Below are 14,901 nucleotides of genomic sequence, written 5' to 3'. Positions count from 1 at the left end.
TCAAAAGAATTTTTTTGCTAATCGAAATGTGGACTACGCCAAAGCCACTGTTGTTGTCACAGAACGAAGTAGTGGAGCTAAACAGAAGATCAGCAATATCCGCTATGAAAATATCGGTGTTCCCAACCATATCCAGTTTAACTTTGACGATTTGAAATTGAACGTGATCTACGATGTCAAACTCAGCAATGTTCTGGTGAATGGTCAGCCTAAAGAATATTCCTACTGGTTTAAAGTCGATAACAAATAAAGGATAAGAATCAGATGAAAAAATTAATACTTCACCTTGTTGTAGCCATTGGTATTGTCGGGATCAGTTCAACGGTATGTGCTGAAACTAAGAAAGTGAACTTGTCGGTAGGACTGAACTATATACTGTCAGAAGTCACAACCAAAGGAGATAATAATCAAAGTAACCATAATATGGGGATGCTTTACTACTTAGGAAAGAAGGGGGTACCTGTAGATCATAAAAAAGCGGCTGAATGGTTTTCTAAGGCAGCAGCGAATGATTTTGCTCCTTCACAGTACGCATTAGCAGTCATGTATCTTAATGGGGATGGTGTACCACAGGATGCAGAAAAAGGTATAGCCTTATTGCAAAGTGCCGCACGGCAGGGACAACCTGAAGCGATCAAGTTATACAATACATTGCAGGCTAAAGCACAGCAGCTCAACGCTATTCAAACGCCATCAGTACAAACAGCCACAACAGCCATTAAATACTATGATACATCCACACTTGAACCTAAGAACTTTAAGCAAGTTGTACTCCCTAACCTAAGTACAGATACCGTTGCTCGAAGTTTTTATAAAGTGACATCATCCAGAGAAAGAGAAAAAGATGATTACTGGGGAGGTGGTAAATACTACTATGTTAATAAGCCTAGCAACTTGGACGATCTCACAGACGCTGTGATCAGTATCGCCCCTATTTTTACTTACCAGAATATGCAGGGGGAAGTCCGTTATTTAGTCCCTGTGGAAGTGACTTTAGCAATCAAAGGCAGGATAGAAACTTCACATGTTACACGAGGTACTTTGGAATTATATCTTTTTAAAAAATTGGACAATGGACAATTCCAAATGATTTCAAAAACAGCCCAAGGGGGGATTGAAAGTATTGAAGGATATGGTCGAACCTCATGGAACGCCCAAGAATTTAAAAAGAACTTACAAGCTTTTGGAAACAATACACTAGGAAGCTATACCATTGATGGTTATTACGGCAATGGTTATGGGGAAAGCGTATGGTCACTTCTTCTGTTAAATGAAAAAGGCTATATTGTTGAACAAATTTTTGAAGAAGGAAAAGTTTCAGAACAACCAGAGTATGGCTATTCTTCAGCAATCAAAGTTAACAAAAATGGACAACCATTTTATCCATTCCAGATTCATTATCAGGGAACGGATATGAAGGACAATAATCGGATGGTTAAAGTAAATAAAATTGTACTTTATCAGTATGATAGTAAGAGTAGGTTTTATTCGAAGCTGAAATAATACTCTTAAATTAAAGAAACTATATTGATGTCTATCCTCCTGTTTCTGGGTATTAGTAATTGGAGGATAATATGAGAATGAGGAAATATCAGTGACTATTAAACCAATTAAAAATGATGTTGATCTTACTAACGCTTTTATTCGTTTAGAAAGCATCTTTCAAGCAGATAAAGGTACGCCTGAAGCTGAGGAAATGGAAATTTTAGTCACACTCATTGAAGTTTATGAAGACAAATACTACCCAATCAAATGTAGATTCTGACGTGGTACTGACAAAAGAATTACTGAATGCTGCTGATCAGGTTGGTCTAACCGTAACAGGTACCACCAGCTTTGATGGAACCAAAGACCTGAATGTCACCGCAGGAATAGAACATAACAGCCAAAGTAGTCATAGCAAAACCAATAGCCAAAGTATGAGTTACACCTATGGCGGTGATGGAAGTGCATAGATAGGCAAACAAACTAGTGTAATGGTCAAGTAGAATCAGACACCATGATAGAGAGATTGGTGTTTTTTTGTTCAAAGTTGTGGGGCGATAAATACCCCAGTGTTGAATGCAAACGAACCTGATTATAAAACACTGTGATGTAATGGCTCACATCTTTAATGGCCTCTTCATGATTTGCATAATGATTTTGCCAAACACGTTCCATTTTCAGATTTAAGAAGAACCGCTCCATCACGGCATTATCGTAGCAAAGTCCCTTGTGGCGCATGCTACAGATAATCCCATGTAGGCTCAGCAAGTCTTGATACTGCTGTGAACAATATTGTGAACCTCTGTCCGTGTGCATCATCAACCCTTTGGGTGGCTGTCGAGTATGAATCGCGATCTGTAACGCTGTACAGACCAGATCTGCTGTCATACGACTGGATAGGCTATAGCCCACGATTTTTCGTGAATATAAGTCCATCACAGCAGCCAAATATAACCAACCGCTTGCTGTCCAAATATAGGTAATGTCTGCAACCCATACTTTGTTGGCTGCATCAATATTAAACTGTTGATCAAGCACATTATCAGCAACTTTCATTTTATGCTTTGAATCTGTAGTCCGTGTAAATGCTCGCGTCCATGTCGTTTTTAAACCTTGTTGCCGCATGATTTTACGCACCTTATATCGACCAATCATTATATTTTCAGCGTGCAAAGCACGCTGAATCCTACGACTGCCATAGTTTTGACCCCTCATTTTAAAGATGGCACAAATTCGATCAGTGGTGAACTGTGTCCGTTGACAGTTGAATAGCCACTAATTTTGTAGACACCTTTTAGTTAGATAAAATGGCTAATAAACGAGGTGCTTATGAGCAGTAGCAAACGATACCCTGAAGAATTCAAAATTGAAGCAGTAAAACAAGTGACTGAGAAAGGTCATAGTGTGGCTGAAGTTGCCTCACGTTTAGGTACAACCACGCATATCGTAAACCTAGAGTTCATGCAGGTACTCCATCTGTCATTACTGCAAATACGTTAGATCGACAGTTTAATCCAGCTCATCCCAATCGTTTATGGGTTACTGATATTACTTATATTCGTACTCATGAGGGATGGTTATATCTTGCGGTAGTGATTGATTTATTATCACGCCTTGTAGTTGGCTGGTCTATGAAATCAAGAATGACTACAGATCTAGTTTTAGATGCATTATTGATGGCTTTGTGGCGAAGAAAACCAAAGAACAAAGTCCTGATTCATTCTGATCAAGGTAGCCAATACACCAGCTATGAATGGCAGACATTTCTCGAGCATCATAATCTTGAAACCAGTATGAGCAGACGAGGAAATTGTCATGATAATGCTGTTGCCGAGAGCTTCTTTCAACTACTAAAGCGAGAGAAGATCAAGAAGAAAATTTATTCATCTAGAGCTGAAGCACGATCCGATATCTTTGAATATATTGAGATGTTCTATAATTCAAAACGAAGACATGGTTCTAATGGTCAACGTTCTCCATTAGATTATGAAAAGACTCATCAAAAGATGGCTATATGTGTCTAGAATTTTGATGGCTATTCAACCAAGGAAAGTTGTTCTAGCATTCTCTGGAAAGTTTTTAATTTTAACCATTTATTATACCTATATGTAAAAAATATTAAGTTACTGTTTCAAAAAAGTGAATTTTAGCCTGAAAAGATCATCATTTTTTAACTGAAATGAATACACTATTTTTGTGTAATTTATTATTGGCCCCGTGTTGATCATGAGCAGGGAATTGGATTGTGCAATCAATTAAAGTTTGTTCTGTAACATCATTCACACAGATTTTTAGATTCAGTGCTAGTTGGAATTGATTTTAATAGATAAATTAATTCAAGTAGTTATGGGTAAAGACCATAGGTATCTCTAAAGATACTTATGATCTTACAAGCTTTGAATTTTTTTGAAGTTCTTTGGCTAAAATCTATTCTTCATTAGGTGTGTTCGGAGTATTCAGAGTTAGTTGATAAAATGCTAAATCTAACCAACGACCAAATTTGTATCCCACTTCAGGAAGAGTCCCAACATGTTGAAATCCATGTTTTTCATGTAGTGCTATACTTCCTTTATTGGTTGCATCTATTCCACCTATCATTACATGATAATTATTACTTTGAGCAGATTTTATTAAAGACTCAAGTAATATATGTCCTAAGCCATGACCTCTATAATCTTTATGAATATATATTGAGTGTTCTACAGAATATTTGTAGGCTGGCCAGTTTCTAAATGCACCATAACTGCCAAAAGCAATTAACTCACCGTTTGATTTTTCCAAACCGATTATTGGATAGTTATTTGATTGTTTTTGTTCAAACCAATTAATCATGCTTGATAATGAGCGTTTTTTATAATCATATAGTGCTGTAGAATTTTCAATAGCATCATTTAATATTTCAAGAATGCTTTTTGCATGTTTTTCATAATTGCAATTAATAATATTATATTCCATTTTGATCTCCTTCTTTAAGGGGCTGGTTTGAAAGTGCGATTAAATATCTAGCTTGTTTGTTAGATTGGTTGGAAAAAGTTAATAGATCGTTTAACTGAACTTCAATACAATCTCCTTCCTTTAATAAAATCTTTGTCGTGTTATCTGAAATCTCCATTTCTCCAGATAAAACCCAAATTTGTTGCGTAATAAGAATATCGTTAAATAGATTTTCGAAACTGACACTCTGTTTTGGGGGAAATATTATTTCGGTCAATTTTATATTTGAGTTTGATCCTTGAGGTGTTAATTGCCTACGTGTGTAACCAGACTCAGGATCTTTCCAAAGTTTTTGTTTTTCAAATTTAGAGATCATCATACTAGAATTAGTTTCTTGAATAAAATTCTCTGAAAGCAAATCAGGTAGTGGAACTCCCAATGCATCAGCAAGTTTATTTAACACCACTGCCGTAGGGTTAGCTTCTCCTCTTTCAATCAATGAAATCATTGCCCTGCTGATTCCACTTCTATCAGCTAAAGTATCTAATGTATATTTGTGTTCTTTACGTAAAGACTTAACTCTAGCTGCTATCAAAGAATCAATATTCATGAATCAAAACCATATTTCCAATATATTAGAAATATATTGTATAAATTCAACTTTTGTCTAGTTTTTTCTACTATTGCGGAAAATTTTAACAACTTATTATTGACGGAGATTATTTATTATATTAAAACTAATCTACCAACTAGTAGGTTGTATTTGTGATATATGGAGTTAAAAATTATGGAATTGGAATGGGTTAATAAACTGAATACTTTAATTAAAGGGGTTGGAAAGCTTGCAAAATATAACCCGAAAGTGACAGAGGCGTTTCAAAAACTTGATTTAGCGACACGAACGAATAAAGTTTTAGATGATAAAACTCATGAACTTATTGCATTAGCCGTTGCTGTAACAACACGTTGTGATGGATGTATTTCAGCTCATGTGTCAGCAGCAAAAAAAGTTGGTGCAACGAAAGAGGAAATTGCAGATGCTCTAGGAACAGCGATTGCTTTAAATGCTGGAGCTGCTTTTGTGTATTCCACAAGGGTACTAGATGCGTATGATGAGTTTTAGATTTTTATAAGGGGGGTAAATCTTATAACTCCTTATTTATTTTAAAGTATTGTTGAGCAAAATTTATGAACCAATAAGAAATTCTATCTGTCTTAAAGATTTTTGAAAGATATCTTGTTGTGGCAAAACACGTCCAACAATACTAGTTCCCTCAAACAGTTTTATAATTGTTAAAGCTAGATCATTTATATTCGCATCAGCCTTTATTTCACCATTGTCTTGAGCTGTTTGAAGAATGGTTTTTAACCAATTTATTTGTAGTTGAAAATATTCTTGTGTTCGTATCTGTATTGTGTCGGGAAGAAGAGGAAACTCAGAAGATAGGGAACAACATAATGGAATTTGAGAAAGTTCGGAATGTTGAGAGAACAAATGCATGTATTGCTCTAAACGAGACATCAAAGAAGTAAAATTTAAGCTTATTGCTTGTAATTTTTGATGAGTTTCTTCATATGCTGCACAAATCACTTCTTCGCCAAGGTTTTCTTTAGTTGGAAAGTGATGGTGAATACTTGCTTTGGAAATGCCTATTTTTTTGGCTAGATCAGCATAACTGAATGATGAGTATCCATTTGAGCACATCAAGGAATAAGCTTCATTTAGTAATTTCAGCCGTGTTTGATTTGCCATATCAATAATCCTTAATAATTTGATGTGGTGCCTAATTTTAACATTGATTTTTCATTTATGTTTATAGGTTTTTCTTCATCTTAAAGAGTGGTTCTTAAAAAATAACGTAAATATATTGTTTTTAAACAATGTCTTAGTTTGAAATGGAATTTATAAGAATGCTTAAATATTTAAAAGCTAACCCTATTCTGGTTGTCAGTATAGCCCAACTATTTGGTACCTCATTATGGTTCAGCGCTAACAGTGCTGCATTTGATTTAATCCGTGAATGGAAAATTAGTATTTCAGGTATTGGATTTTTAACTAATGCAGTACAAATGGGTTTTATCCTTGGAACATTTTTAATTGCTTTTATAGGCATTGCAGATAGATATAAAGCAAGTTTAATTTTTGCATGCTCTGCTGTTTTCGGAGCCATATTCAACTTATGTTTTGCTTGGCTATCCCAAAACATTTATGAGGCGCTTTTTTTTAGATTTCTTGTTGGTATAAGTTTGGCTGGGATTTATCCGATAGGGATGAAGTTAATAATTGAGTGGGCCCCACAAAAAGCTAGTCTAGCACTATCTCAGTTGGTTGCCATGCTTACACTAGGAACAGCTTTACCATATGCATTAAATGGTATCTCGACTGAGTTACCATGGAGAAATATTATTTCTATATCTTCAATACTGGCTTTTATCGCAAGTATTCTAGTTTATTTCTTAGGTGACGGAAAACAAGAAAAACGAGATCACAAACAACCAAGTAATAGATCACAATCTCATATTTCGGCATTCCAAATCCCTAATTTTAAGGCTGCTGCTGTTGGATATTTTGGACATATGTGGGAGCTGTATACCTTTTGGACTTTAGTACCATTGCTTATTGTTCAAACTAAAATAAATGATAGTTTTACATATTTTAATGTTTCTTTTCTGACATTTACTGTTATTTCCGTAGGAGCACTTGGCTGTATTTTTGGAGGAGTATTAAGTAGATATATTCAAAGCAAGACGATCGCTTTAGCTTCTTTGGCATTATCAGGTTTATGTTGCTTCCTTTTCGTACTTAGTTGGAAAATTATACCCGCTTGGGGCTTGATTATCATACTAATCATCTGGGGGGTTACAGTTATTGCTGATTCACCTCAATTTTCTGCACTGTCTGCACAAGCATGCCCACCAGAAAAACTAGGAAGTGCATTGGCTATACAAAACTCGATAGGCTATTTTTTGACGGTTATTTCTATTGGAATTACAACTTTAGCCTTCGATAAGTTTGGAGTTGATTCGATTTGGATTATCTTAATAGGACCATTTTTGGGCTTTTGGGGTTATATAAATTATTGTAAGGTTGATCATTAATAAATTTATTAGATATTAACTGATGTTGTATATATAACGTAGAAACTATAGTAATTCAATGTATTAGAAGAGGTCTATTTGACCTATATACTGATTAGCTAATCTGTTACTACTAAGTAAACAACAGAAAAACAACTATCACGGATGCTTGATGGTGATGTTAGTTATGATTAAGTGACATGTGCTGGATAAAAGAGTATTGGACATAGTAGGGTTTTGTCGTCCAATGTTTAAAAGTTGGTTTATCAGTCCTGCTATTATCTTGATTATGTCTAATGACATTAGAAAAAGGAGCAGTACTTTTGGATATGTTGCACATACGCCTGATAAGATTAAAGAAAGTATTGAAAAATTGGCAGTGCAGATTCAGATATAAACAAATAGCTTAAGGTACGAGTGAATTTAAAAAAGAACTCGCTTCCTCTTTAAGTCTTTCCTCACTTAAACCTGCTGATCTTAATACATGCCATCGATGGTTATTTTTATGTTCAAGTTGTAGTTTAATCAGTGTTCTACTAATACGCCGAATTTGATAGAAACCAATACTTTCATTATATTTTCTTAGAAATAGCTCTGTTAATGGTAATAGAGAAAGGTTTTTTTCAATACTTGAGCTATGCAAGATTTGTTTCATCCACCATTTTGCTGAACGTCTTGGACTATCCAAGTCCCAGAGTAAATCATTGTTAAGTTTAATCAACTGTTTTACGAAACCTAGATCACGGCTATGCCAATCTACTTTAGTACCTTGAGGGATATATTTCTGATGAAACGCCTGATTAGTCTCTAATAACCATTGTTTATCATTACGATATAGCCATGCATATAAAGCAGAATTTAAAAGTCGGGCAGGCTTTATGCCATTTTTGTTGATCAAGTTCAGCCATTTTTTTCGTTGTTTTATAGTGAGATCAGTAATATGGCTGTTAGGAAAATCTACATGATTATTTTGATTTATTTTACGGAAAGAGCGGACTTGGTTGAGAATTTCGGCAAAAGACCATTCTCTATTGGTTAAAGCTTCAATCGTAACGATATGCTCAAGATAACTAAAACTTTTACGATGTTTTCTGAAAATGTGGTGTAGCCAAGAGGTCTCGGAAGTTAAATCGGCTAAACAATACTGAGCTAAAAATTTCTTTGACCAACGAATCGTTATTCTTTCTAGAATACGCTCATGCAAAATTTGGTTTTGTCCCCGAATACAGTCATTCTGCCAAGCCAGTTCATAATAAAACATGGTCCATTGTTCATAGCTGGGTGATTCAGAGGGAGGCAAGGTTAATAACTCTAACAATTTAGACGTAATAAAAATATCGTCAGGATTAGCAATGGTTTGTTCTGTGTTAGGACATGATTGATGAGATGGAACCAAAAAATCATGTCGATGTAATGATCTTAAATCTAGCTCTGAGTCAATGAGTTGACCATGCTGGGGACAGCAAGCTCCCTGTATTTGCCATAAGCGAAACCAATAATATTCGCCATATTTCTCTAATTGTTGTGTTAAACATTGTGGACAATAACGTAACTTATGAATAGGTGGGATACGTGAGGCATTAATGCCTAAAGCCAGATGAATCGAACCTTGAGAAATATCAGCCATCCACTTTAAGCATTGTTGTCGTCTTTTTTCAGGGACAAAAGGTGCATAGATCGGAAACAACGTTTGCTGATAAGCGATATCCTGAACGGTAAACTGATGGTTTGGAAATTGGTAAATAATCGCGTTTAAGTGACAAGGCAAATCTACAGTTGCAATTACCTTACGGTTTTTAAAGACTTCATCCAGTAATTGTTTTGGACTATCCAAAGCCAAACGAGTCCCGGCCCGAGCCACAGTACTGTAAATCAGCTCGTGTTGGTAAGGCATGGGAAAGTTTAGCATAGCTAAGCAAATCCTTCTGAACTTCAACATCACTTCCACAAATCCCATTTCATCAAAAAAGCGCAAAACAGCCCCCGTCGTCAGCAAGTACAGTGAAGTACTTACTGATGACTAAATGGACTGTTCTGCGCTGAGTTTATGCATTTAAAAAATGTTTGCTTCTTACACATATCAAAGGGGCAATCGTCAAAAATTACCGCAGAGGAAAACAACATGATTAAAGGTTTAGCAATCACACCACCTGTATTAGGTCGTATCAGTATCGGTAAGATCGTCGAGAAAAATGGAAAACGTATTCCTGAAAAGGATGATCAATTTACTATTACGAGTCAAATCCAGAATAAAGACGGTTGGGTGAAACACCACTCGATGAACAACTCCGAGCCAAGGCACAAAACCAGAAACTCAGAACCATACCTGTACGGATGATCTTTAATGATCCTGAACTCAACTTGCGAGCTGAGTACACCTTATTTGACCGACAAACGGGCAGGCCAATCTGCACAGGAAATGGAGATACATGTCAGCGACTTGGACAGAATGGAGTTGAGCAGTATCCATGTCCATCACCTGATTTATGTCCTTTAGCTCAGAGTGGGCAGTGCAAGCCTTATGGCAGACTGTATGTCAACTTAGATGAGTCAGATGAGTTGGGTACTTTCATCTTTAGAACTACAGGCTTTAATAGTATCCGGACTTTGGCAGCACGGCTTCGTTATTACCATGCTGCATCGGGCGATTTACTGTCATGTCTGCCATTGCAACTGACCTTACGAGGAAAAAGCACTACGCAAAGTTACCGTATACCCATTTACTACGTGGACCTGACACTACGGGATGGCATTAATTTGCAAGAAGCAATTGTCTCAGCGAAACAAATTGATGAGCAAAGCAAGACAGCAGGTTTTTATCAGGAGGCTTTGGATCATGTTGCTCGGCAGGGTTATGGTAATTGCAGTTTTGAGGTTGGAGGTGAGGAAGGATTGGATATTGTTGAGGAGTTTTATACGGATGAAGCGAATTCAGAGAAGGGGCGGCAACCTAATGATTTAACTCATGTTCAGGACATTCAGAAAGGATTACAGCAGTCGGTTCAATCACTGAATTGATCGGATGAAAGCAGAAAGTTTTTTCTTACGGCGAACTCTATTATTTGAGCGAAATTGCGCTCGCATTGCTGATAGGGAGAAAAACATCATGAATGCGTTCACAGGTCAAGCTTTTCAGATGAATCAAATGATTAATATACATCAAGTTGTATTATTTGTTGGTGTTCGCCGTTCAACAATATATGAAATGATGGATGAAAAGTCAGCTTTGAGATGAACTCTGAAGAGGGCTTAGATTTAGTTAAAGAATTTTATACGGATGAGGTTACTAAAACTGAGAAGATACAATCTGATTCGAAAACTAAACTTAAATTCAATCTAAGCTGAGGCCGTGCAAAAGAGATTTAGCAGGGGTGCAATTTAGTGTCAGGGCGGTAAATTAAAAAGAGAGTTGTTTTCTCTTTTTTTTACTTTCTAGTAGAAACCCATAAAAATTAAGAACAGTACGATTCCACTTAGGAATCCTAGAGGAAATTTCTCATAAGAAAAGAGCATAAGCATTACAGCTATGCTTATTCCTAAAATTAAGTAGTGGTTTACCTTAGTATAAATTAAAAAAGCTACCAATATGCTAGCTAAACCAGTATGTCGAATGAGCATTTTCACTGTGGGTCTAATGTTAACTGCATTTCAAACCACTGTTCACTGCCGTGAGAAGATTCAGAAACTTGAGTAAATTTGAAGCCAAACTTTTCGTATAACTTGATATATTCTTCTTTACACATTAAGTATATAGAGCGTTTATTCAATGATTTAGCTCGTTCGATGAAAGTATTCATAAGCTTGGCTGCATAGCCTTGACCCTGAAATTTAGGATCAATAACAACAGACATAATCACTAAATGAGATCCTGATGATGTATGTCCAACGAGTTCTTTGAAATTATCATCAGACATTACAACATGATCGGTAGAGCCACTATTCACAAAACCAATGATTTGATTTTGGTTTTCTAAAACTATAAAACCTTCAGGATATTGTTCAGCCCGAATTCTGATTTTCTCTTTAGTCGCTGCTTCATCAGCAGGGTATGCTAGTGATTCAATTTCATAACAACGCTCAACATCTGCAAGTTGAACTTGTCTTATTTGATCATTCATTGGATTTACCTAAAGATAATTGACGAGTTATTTTAAATCAAAAATAAAATGTATATACTGCATTTTTTACAGATAAAGAATTAATTTGATGCATTTTATTCCGCATGGTTTTGATCTAAATTTACTCTTAGTATTTGATGCTTTATATCGGCATAGAAGTGTATCAAAGGCCGCGGAAGCAATTTATCTTAGCCCGTCCGCGTTTAGCCATGCATTGAATCGATTGAGAAGTGTATTTGACGACCCATTGTTTGTACGTATGGGGGGGGAAATGGTAGCAACAAAAAGAGCAGAAAATATTGCACCAGTTGTTTCAGAAAGCTTAAAGAGTTTATCACTTCACCTTTTTAAGCAACATGAATTTGACCCCTCAATGAGTGATGATGAATTGATAATCGCGACCACTGATTACACTTCTTTTTGTGTACTGCCTTCACTTATGAAAAAACTAAAGAGTAGTGCCCCCAATATCAAATTAAAGGTGATTTTTCAAAGCATGGAAACATCTATTCAAAATCTGATTCTTGGTAAAATTGATCTGATTGTGGGCTATTCAGAACAAGAAGAGATGAAATCATCATCAATTGATGTATCACCATGTTTTACAGACAAGTATATTGTTGTTGTATCAAAGGGGCTATATCGTGAAATGACGTTAACGAATTATGTTGAGGCAGATCATATAAAAATAAGTGCTTGGAACGAACATGATGGAGTCATTGATGACTCACTGAAAGCACAGGGTGTTTATCGCAAAATCACTTTGGAATTGCCTAATATGTTAATTGCACCATATATGATGCAATCTACCAACTTGATTATCACTCTTCCAAGCAGAGCTGTTGAAATTTTTAAAGACATACATGAACTCGATACTTTTGATCTTCCTATAACGGTGCCTGAATACAGTGTCAACGTCTATTCATTAGAACAGAGTAAGTTAAAGGCTCCTCAAACATGGTTAAAGGGCCAAATTCTTTCAATCTTTTAGGAAGATGAACTATTGATTATGCCTAATCAGTTTATCTCTACATTCTTATATTTTTTTTGCTGAAGCCAAATGAGAGAAAGACCTGTTAATACTAGCCACGGTATTAATATAAGGTTTAAAGTCTTCCAATCAACCAAATCCAGCAATGCACCAGCACCGAATGAACAGATTAACCCCACCATAAAAACGGTCATATCATTAATGGCTTGTGCCTTGGCTTTTTCTTCATGAGTATAAGTGCCAGTCAATAACGAAGTGCTACCAATAAACAGGAAATTCCAACCCACGCCTAATAAGATTAGGGAAATTGCAAACGAATGAAATTGCAGGCCTGATAAGGCAAAAGCGATATAACAGATAAATAGTACAAGCCCTGCAAACATGATTTTTAACACGCCAAAACGGGCAATTAAATTACCTGTAAAGAATGAGGGCAGGAACATACCCAATACATGCAATTGAATCACAGTGGTGATTGCACCTAATTCATGATGGGCATGACGCATAGCGATTGGGGTTGCGGTCATACCTAAAATCATGATGCCATAGCCCGTTGCTGCTCCTAGTAATGCAACAAAATAAGTGGGTTGAAATACAATTTGATACCATTGTCGTCCAGCACTAAAACAGGTTTTGGCTTCTACCTGATCAGGAATATGGAGTCTAGATAGAATTCCGATTGCAATCAGGGAAACGATGGTAATAATCAGGAAAGAACCCACATATTCCAGATGATTGAACAATGGTCCACCAAATCGAGCCAAAGCAGGTCCGATCAATGCGGCAACTACACCACCAGCCATGACAAAGGAAATGGCACGAGAACGAAAGGCATCATCTGCCACTTCGCTAGCAGCAAAACGATAAAACTGGGCAAAGGATTGATAAGCACCGACACAGAATGTTCCTAATGCCAGTAAGTAAAGCGAGCTATATACAATCCCAATCGCTGCAATAATACCGCCCAGAATCCCCAATAAAGCGCCATATAAGAAGCCATTACGTCTCCCCACCTTTGCCATCCACATGGATGCAGGGAACATCATCATGGCAGTACCTAGGAACATGGAGGCAATTGGTAATGTGGCAAGGGTTGGTGTATTTGCAATATTTGCACCAGCTAAACCACCAATGGTCATGACCATCACTGAAACGGTTTGGAATAAAGATTGTGAACTCGCCAGAATGAAAACCTGACGGCGCATGGCATTTTGCAGCATAAGAGCGAAAACCTAAATTTTGTGAATTAAGTGACTAATGAGAATTTGGGGATACAGTCAATACAACCCGAAACTGTGCTTGACCTGACTTCATTCGTAGATAAGCCTGCTGTGCCTGTTCCAGTGGGAACGTTTCAATCATGGCTCGTACATCGGTCAATACGCTAAAGTCCAGTGTCTTTTCAATCTCGTAAGGTGTACCCGTAATTGAACCCTGAACACTTCGTTCACCACTCACCAATAAGGGGGATGGAATGACTAAAGGTTCTTTGCCCACACCAACCACCATTAACTTGCCACGAGGAGCAAGCCCTGCAAATAATGTTGATGGGACTTCACCATTGGTAATCGTGGTTAAAATGACTTGAGCTTTACCGAGCTGTTGCAGCCTCTCAATGGCATTTTCCTGCTCTGTATCAATATAAATATGTGTGCCTAACGTTTTGACCTGTTCTGTAATGTCCTGTCCACGACCTATGGCGACTACTTTAAAACCCATGCGTTTGGCATATTGAATTGCCAGATGACCTAAACCACCGATTCCCAGAATTGCAACCAAGTCGCCAGCTTGTGCCCCTGATTTTTTTAGGGCATTAAAAGTGGCAATCCCAGCACACAATAAGGGTGCAGCTTCAACTGAACTTAGTTCAACAGGAATAGCCACTAAACCTGTTTCTTTGGCAAGCATCATTTCTGCATAACCACCATCATGGTTACTTCCCATAACTGGCTGGTTATTGCAGAGATTAAATAAGCCCTGACGACATTCATCACAGTGATTACAATGCCCACCTAGGCGACTGACTCCAACTCGCTGACCAATTTCCCAATAGGATAAGGAATCTGCAATAGCAATAATCCGCCCAACCACTTCATGACCTGGCACACGGGGATATTGAAAATCAGGATTGCTACTTTCGACTGTGGTGGCATCTGCACCACAGATGCCACAGGCTTCCACCGCAATCAGAACCTCACCTACCTGTGGTGTGGGAATATTTCGTTCAACCATTTCCAGTTTACCAAACTGGCTTACCTGTACGGCTTTATAAGTCTTTTGCATAAATGTGCCTAT

General features: G+C 37.0%; 15 protein-coding genes and 4 pseudogenes. 11 read left to right on the top strand and 8 right to left on the bottom strand.

Annotated features, from left to right (window positions below; genetic code table 11):
• The 4 genes and pseudogenes from IAE19_RS10760 to IAE19_RS16640 form a co-directional block, all read left to right on the top strand.
• Positions 1-250 (top strand): annotated as a pseudogene (locus IAE19_RS10760) (CAP domain-containing protein); the annotation flags it as partial.
• 14 nt (positions 251-264) lie between these two features.
• Positions 265-1,503: a tetratricopeptide repeat protein gene (locus IAE19_RS10755; protein ID WP_200460928.1), complete on the top strand. Its 1,239-nt coding sequence runs from the start codon at positions 265-267 to the stop codon at positions 1,501-1,503.
• 91 nt (positions 1,504-1,594) lie between these two features.
• Positions 1,595-1,765 carry a hypothetical protein gene (locus tag IAE19_RS10750; protein ID WP_200460927.1) on the top strand — a complete coding sequence of 57 codons (171 nt, stop codon included), beginning with the start codon at positions 1,595-1,597 and terminating at the stop codon, positions 1,763-1,765.
• On the top strand, positions 1,728-1,955 hold the full coding sequence (locus tag IAE19_RS16640) for a hypothetical protein (protein WP_227612246.1): 228 nt from the start codon (positions 1,728-1,730) through the stop codon (positions 1,953-1,955). Before IAE19_RS10750 ends, IAE19_RS16640 begins: the two co-directional genes overlap by 38 nt.
• Before the next feature lie 25 nt (positions 1,956-1,980).
• Here the strand turns inward: IAE19_RS16640 and IAE19_RS10740 are convergent, their stop codons facing one another.
• Entirely contained in the window at positions 1,981-2,718 is a 738-nt protein-coding gene (locus tag IAE19_RS10740) for an IS3 family transposase (RefSeq protein ID WP_320159419.1), read from the bottom strand.
• Between the two features lie 96 nt (positions 2,719-2,814).
• Between IAE19_RS10740 and IAE19_RS16825 the strand changes: the two genes are divergently transcribed.
• Positions 2,815-2,985, top strand: a complete 171-nt coding sequence (locus tag IAE19_RS16825) for a transposase (protein WP_413784518.1) — start codon at positions 2,815-2,817, stop codon at positions 2,983-2,985.
• Positions 2,931-3,509 (top strand): annotated as a pseudogene (locus tag IAE19_RS10735) (IS3 family transposase); the annotation flags it as partial. The gene IAE19_RS16825 and the pseudogene IAE19_RS10735, both read left to right, overlap by 55 nt.
• Before the next feature lie 403 nt (positions 3,510-3,912).
• Here the strand turns inward: IAE19_RS10735 and IAE19_RS10730 are convergent.
• Both IAE19_RS10730 and IAE19_RS10725 read right to left on the bottom strand, forming a co-directional pair.
• A complete protein-coding gene (locus tag IAE19_RS10730; protein ID WP_200460925.1) occupies positions 3,913-4,440 on the bottom strand; it encodes a GNAT family N-acetyltransferase in 528 nt (175 codons plus the stop codon).
• A complete protein-coding gene (locus IAE19_RS10725) occupies positions 4,430-5,029 on the bottom strand; it encodes a helix-turn-helix domain-containing protein (protein ID WP_200460924.1) in 600 nt (199 codons plus the stop codon). The genes IAE19_RS10730 and IAE19_RS10725 overlap by 11 nt, the downstream gene beginning before the upstream one ends.
• A 177-nt stretch (positions 5,030-5,206) precedes the next feature.
• Between IAE19_RS10725 and IAE19_RS10720 the strand changes: the two genes are divergently transcribed.
• Positions 5,207-5,542: a carboxymuconolactone decarboxylase family protein gene (locus IAE19_RS10720; RefSeq protein WP_200460923.1), complete on the top strand. Its 336-nt coding sequence runs from the start codon at positions 5,207-5,209 to the stop codon at positions 5,540-5,542.
• A 63-nt stretch (positions 5,543-5,605) separates the two neighbouring features.
• Here IAE19_RS10720 and IAE19_RS10715 read toward each other — a convergent pair whose 3' ends face one another.
• Positions 5,606-6,172 carry a TetR/AcrR family transcriptional regulator gene (locus tag IAE19_RS10715; RefSeq protein ID WP_200460922.1) on the bottom strand — a complete coding sequence of 189 codons (567 nt, stop codon included), beginning with the start codon at positions 6,170-6,172 and terminating at the stop codon, positions 5,606-5,608.
• Positions 6,173-6,330: 158 nt separating this feature from the next.
• Between IAE19_RS10715 and IAE19_RS10710 the strand changes: the two genes are divergently transcribed.
• Entirely contained in the window at positions 6,331-7,518 is a 1,188-nt protein-coding gene (locus IAE19_RS10710; protein WP_227612245.1) for an MFS transporter, read from the top strand.
• Between the two features lie 385 nt (positions 7,519-7,903).
• Here IAE19_RS10710 and IAE19_RS10705 read toward each other — a convergent pair whose 3' ends face one another.
• Positions 7,904-9,406 (bottom strand): TnsD family Tn7-like transposition protein, encoded by a 1,503-nt coding sequence (locus IAE19_RS10705; protein ID WP_200460920.1) that lies wholly within the window; start codon positions 9,404-9,406, stop codon positions 7,904-7,906.
• Positions 9,407-9,619: 213 nt separating this feature from the next.
• On the opposite strand from IAE19_RS10705, the pseudogene IAE19_RS10700 reads away from it, so the two are divergent.
• Both IAE19_RS10700 and IAE19_RS16635 read left to right on the top strand, forming a co-directional pair.
• Positions 9,620-10,515, top strand: a pseudogene (locus IAE19_RS10700) (hydrolase or metal-binding protein).
• Between the two features lie 4 nt (positions 10,516-10,519).
• Positions 10,520-10,720: pseudogene (locus IAE19_RS16635) on the top strand (hypothetical protein); the annotation flags it as partial.
• 397 nt (positions 10,721-11,117) lie between these two features.
• Here the strand turns inward: IAE19_RS16635 and IAE19_RS10690 are convergent.
• Complete coding sequence (locus IAE19_RS10690; RefSeq protein WP_200460918.1) at positions 11,118-11,615, bottom strand: GNAT family N-acetyltransferase; 498 nt, start codon at positions 11,613-11,615, stop codon at positions 11,118-11,120.
• An 88-nt stretch (positions 11,616-11,703) separates the two neighbouring features.
• On the opposite strand from IAE19_RS10690, the gene IAE19_RS10685 reads away from it, so the two are divergent.
• Entirely contained in the window at positions 11,704-12,606 is a 903-nt protein-coding gene (locus IAE19_RS10685) for a LysR substrate-binding domain-containing protein (RefSeq protein WP_200460917.1), read from the top strand.
• A gap of 26 nt (positions 12,607-12,632) precedes the next feature.
• On the opposite strand, the gene IAE19_RS10680 is transcribed toward IAE19_RS10685, so the two are convergent.
• The gene (locus IAE19_RS10680) at positions 12,633-13,826 is read right to left on the bottom strand and encodes an MFS transporter (RefSeq protein ID WP_200460916.1); all 1,194 of its coding nucleotides are present in this window, start codon (positions 13,824-13,826) and stop codon (positions 12,633-12,635) included.
• A 34-nt stretch (positions 13,827-13,860) separates the two neighbouring features.
• A complete protein-coding gene (locus IAE19_RS10675) occupies positions 13,861-14,889 on the bottom strand; it encodes an alcohol dehydrogenase (RefSeq protein ID WP_200460915.1) in 1,029 nt (342 codons plus the stop codon).
• Between the last annotated feature and the right edge of the window lie 12 nt (positions 14,890-14,901).

The sequence above is a fragment of the Acinetobacter sp. S40 genome, assembly GCF_016624705.1.
Classification (GTDB): domain Bacteria; phylum Pseudomonadota; class Gammaproteobacteria; order Pseudomonadales; family Moraxellaceae; genus Acinetobacter.
The sequence above is the reverse complement of the archived record's forward strand: the minus strand, read 5'-3'. Positions and strand labels throughout refer to the sequence as shown.

What these genes read in the sequence shown, in the direction of transcription:
- IAE19_RS10755 (WP_200460928.1), top strand. Translation starts at nt 265, where the DNA reads ATGAAAAAATTAATACTTCACCTTGTTGTAGCCATTGGTATTGTCGGG.
- IAE19_RS16640 (WP_227612246.1), top strand. Translation starts at nt 1,728, where the DNA reads ATGAAGACAAATACTACCCAATCAAATGTAGATTCTGACGTGGTACTG.
- IAE19_RS16825 (WP_413784518.1), top strand. Translation starts at nt 2,815, where the DNA reads ATGAGCAGTAGCAAACGATACCCTGAAGAATTCAAAATTGAAGCAGTA.
- IAE19_RS10730 (WP_200460925.1), bottom strand. Translation starts at nt 4,440, where the DNA reads ATGGAATATAATATTATTAATTGCAATTATGAAAAACATGCAAAAAGC.
- IAE19_RS10725 (WP_200460924.1), bottom strand. Translation starts at nt 5,029, where the DNA reads ATGAATATTGATTCTTTGATAGCAGCTAGAGTTAAGTCTTTACGTAAA.
- IAE19_RS10720 (WP_200460923.1), top strand. Translation starts at nt 5,207, where the DNA reads ATGGAATTGGAATGGGTTAATAAACTGAATACTTTAATTAAAGGGGTT.
- IAE19_RS10715 (WP_200460922.1), bottom strand. Translation starts at nt 6,172, where the DNA reads ATGGCAAATCAAACACGGCTGAAATTACTAAATGAAGCTTATTCCTTG.
- IAE19_RS10710 (WP_227612245.1), top strand. Translation starts at nt 6,331, where the DNA reads ATGCTTAAATATTTAAAAGCTAACCCTATTCTGGTTGTCAGTATAGCC.
- IAE19_RS10705 (WP_200460920.1), bottom strand. Translation starts at nt 9,406, where the DNA reads ATGCTAAACTTTCCCATGCCTTACCAACACGAGCTGATTTACAGTACT.
- IAE19_RS10690 (WP_200460918.1), bottom strand. Translation starts at nt 11,615, where the DNA reads ATGAATGATCAAATAAGACAAGTTCAACTTGCAGATGTTGAGCGTTGT.
- IAE19_RS10685 (WP_200460917.1), top strand. Translation starts at nt 11,704, where the DNA reads ATGCATTTTATTCCGCATGGTTTTGATCTAAATTTACTCTTAGTATTT.
- IAE19_RS10680 (WP_200460916.1), bottom strand. Translation starts at nt 13,826, where the DNA reads ATGCTGCAAAATGCCATGCGCCGTCAGGTTTTCATTCTGGCGAGTTCA.
- IAE19_RS10675 (WP_200460915.1), bottom strand. Translation starts at nt 14,889, where the DNA reads ATGCAAAAGACTTATAAAGCCGTACAGGTAAGCCAGTTTGGTAAACTG.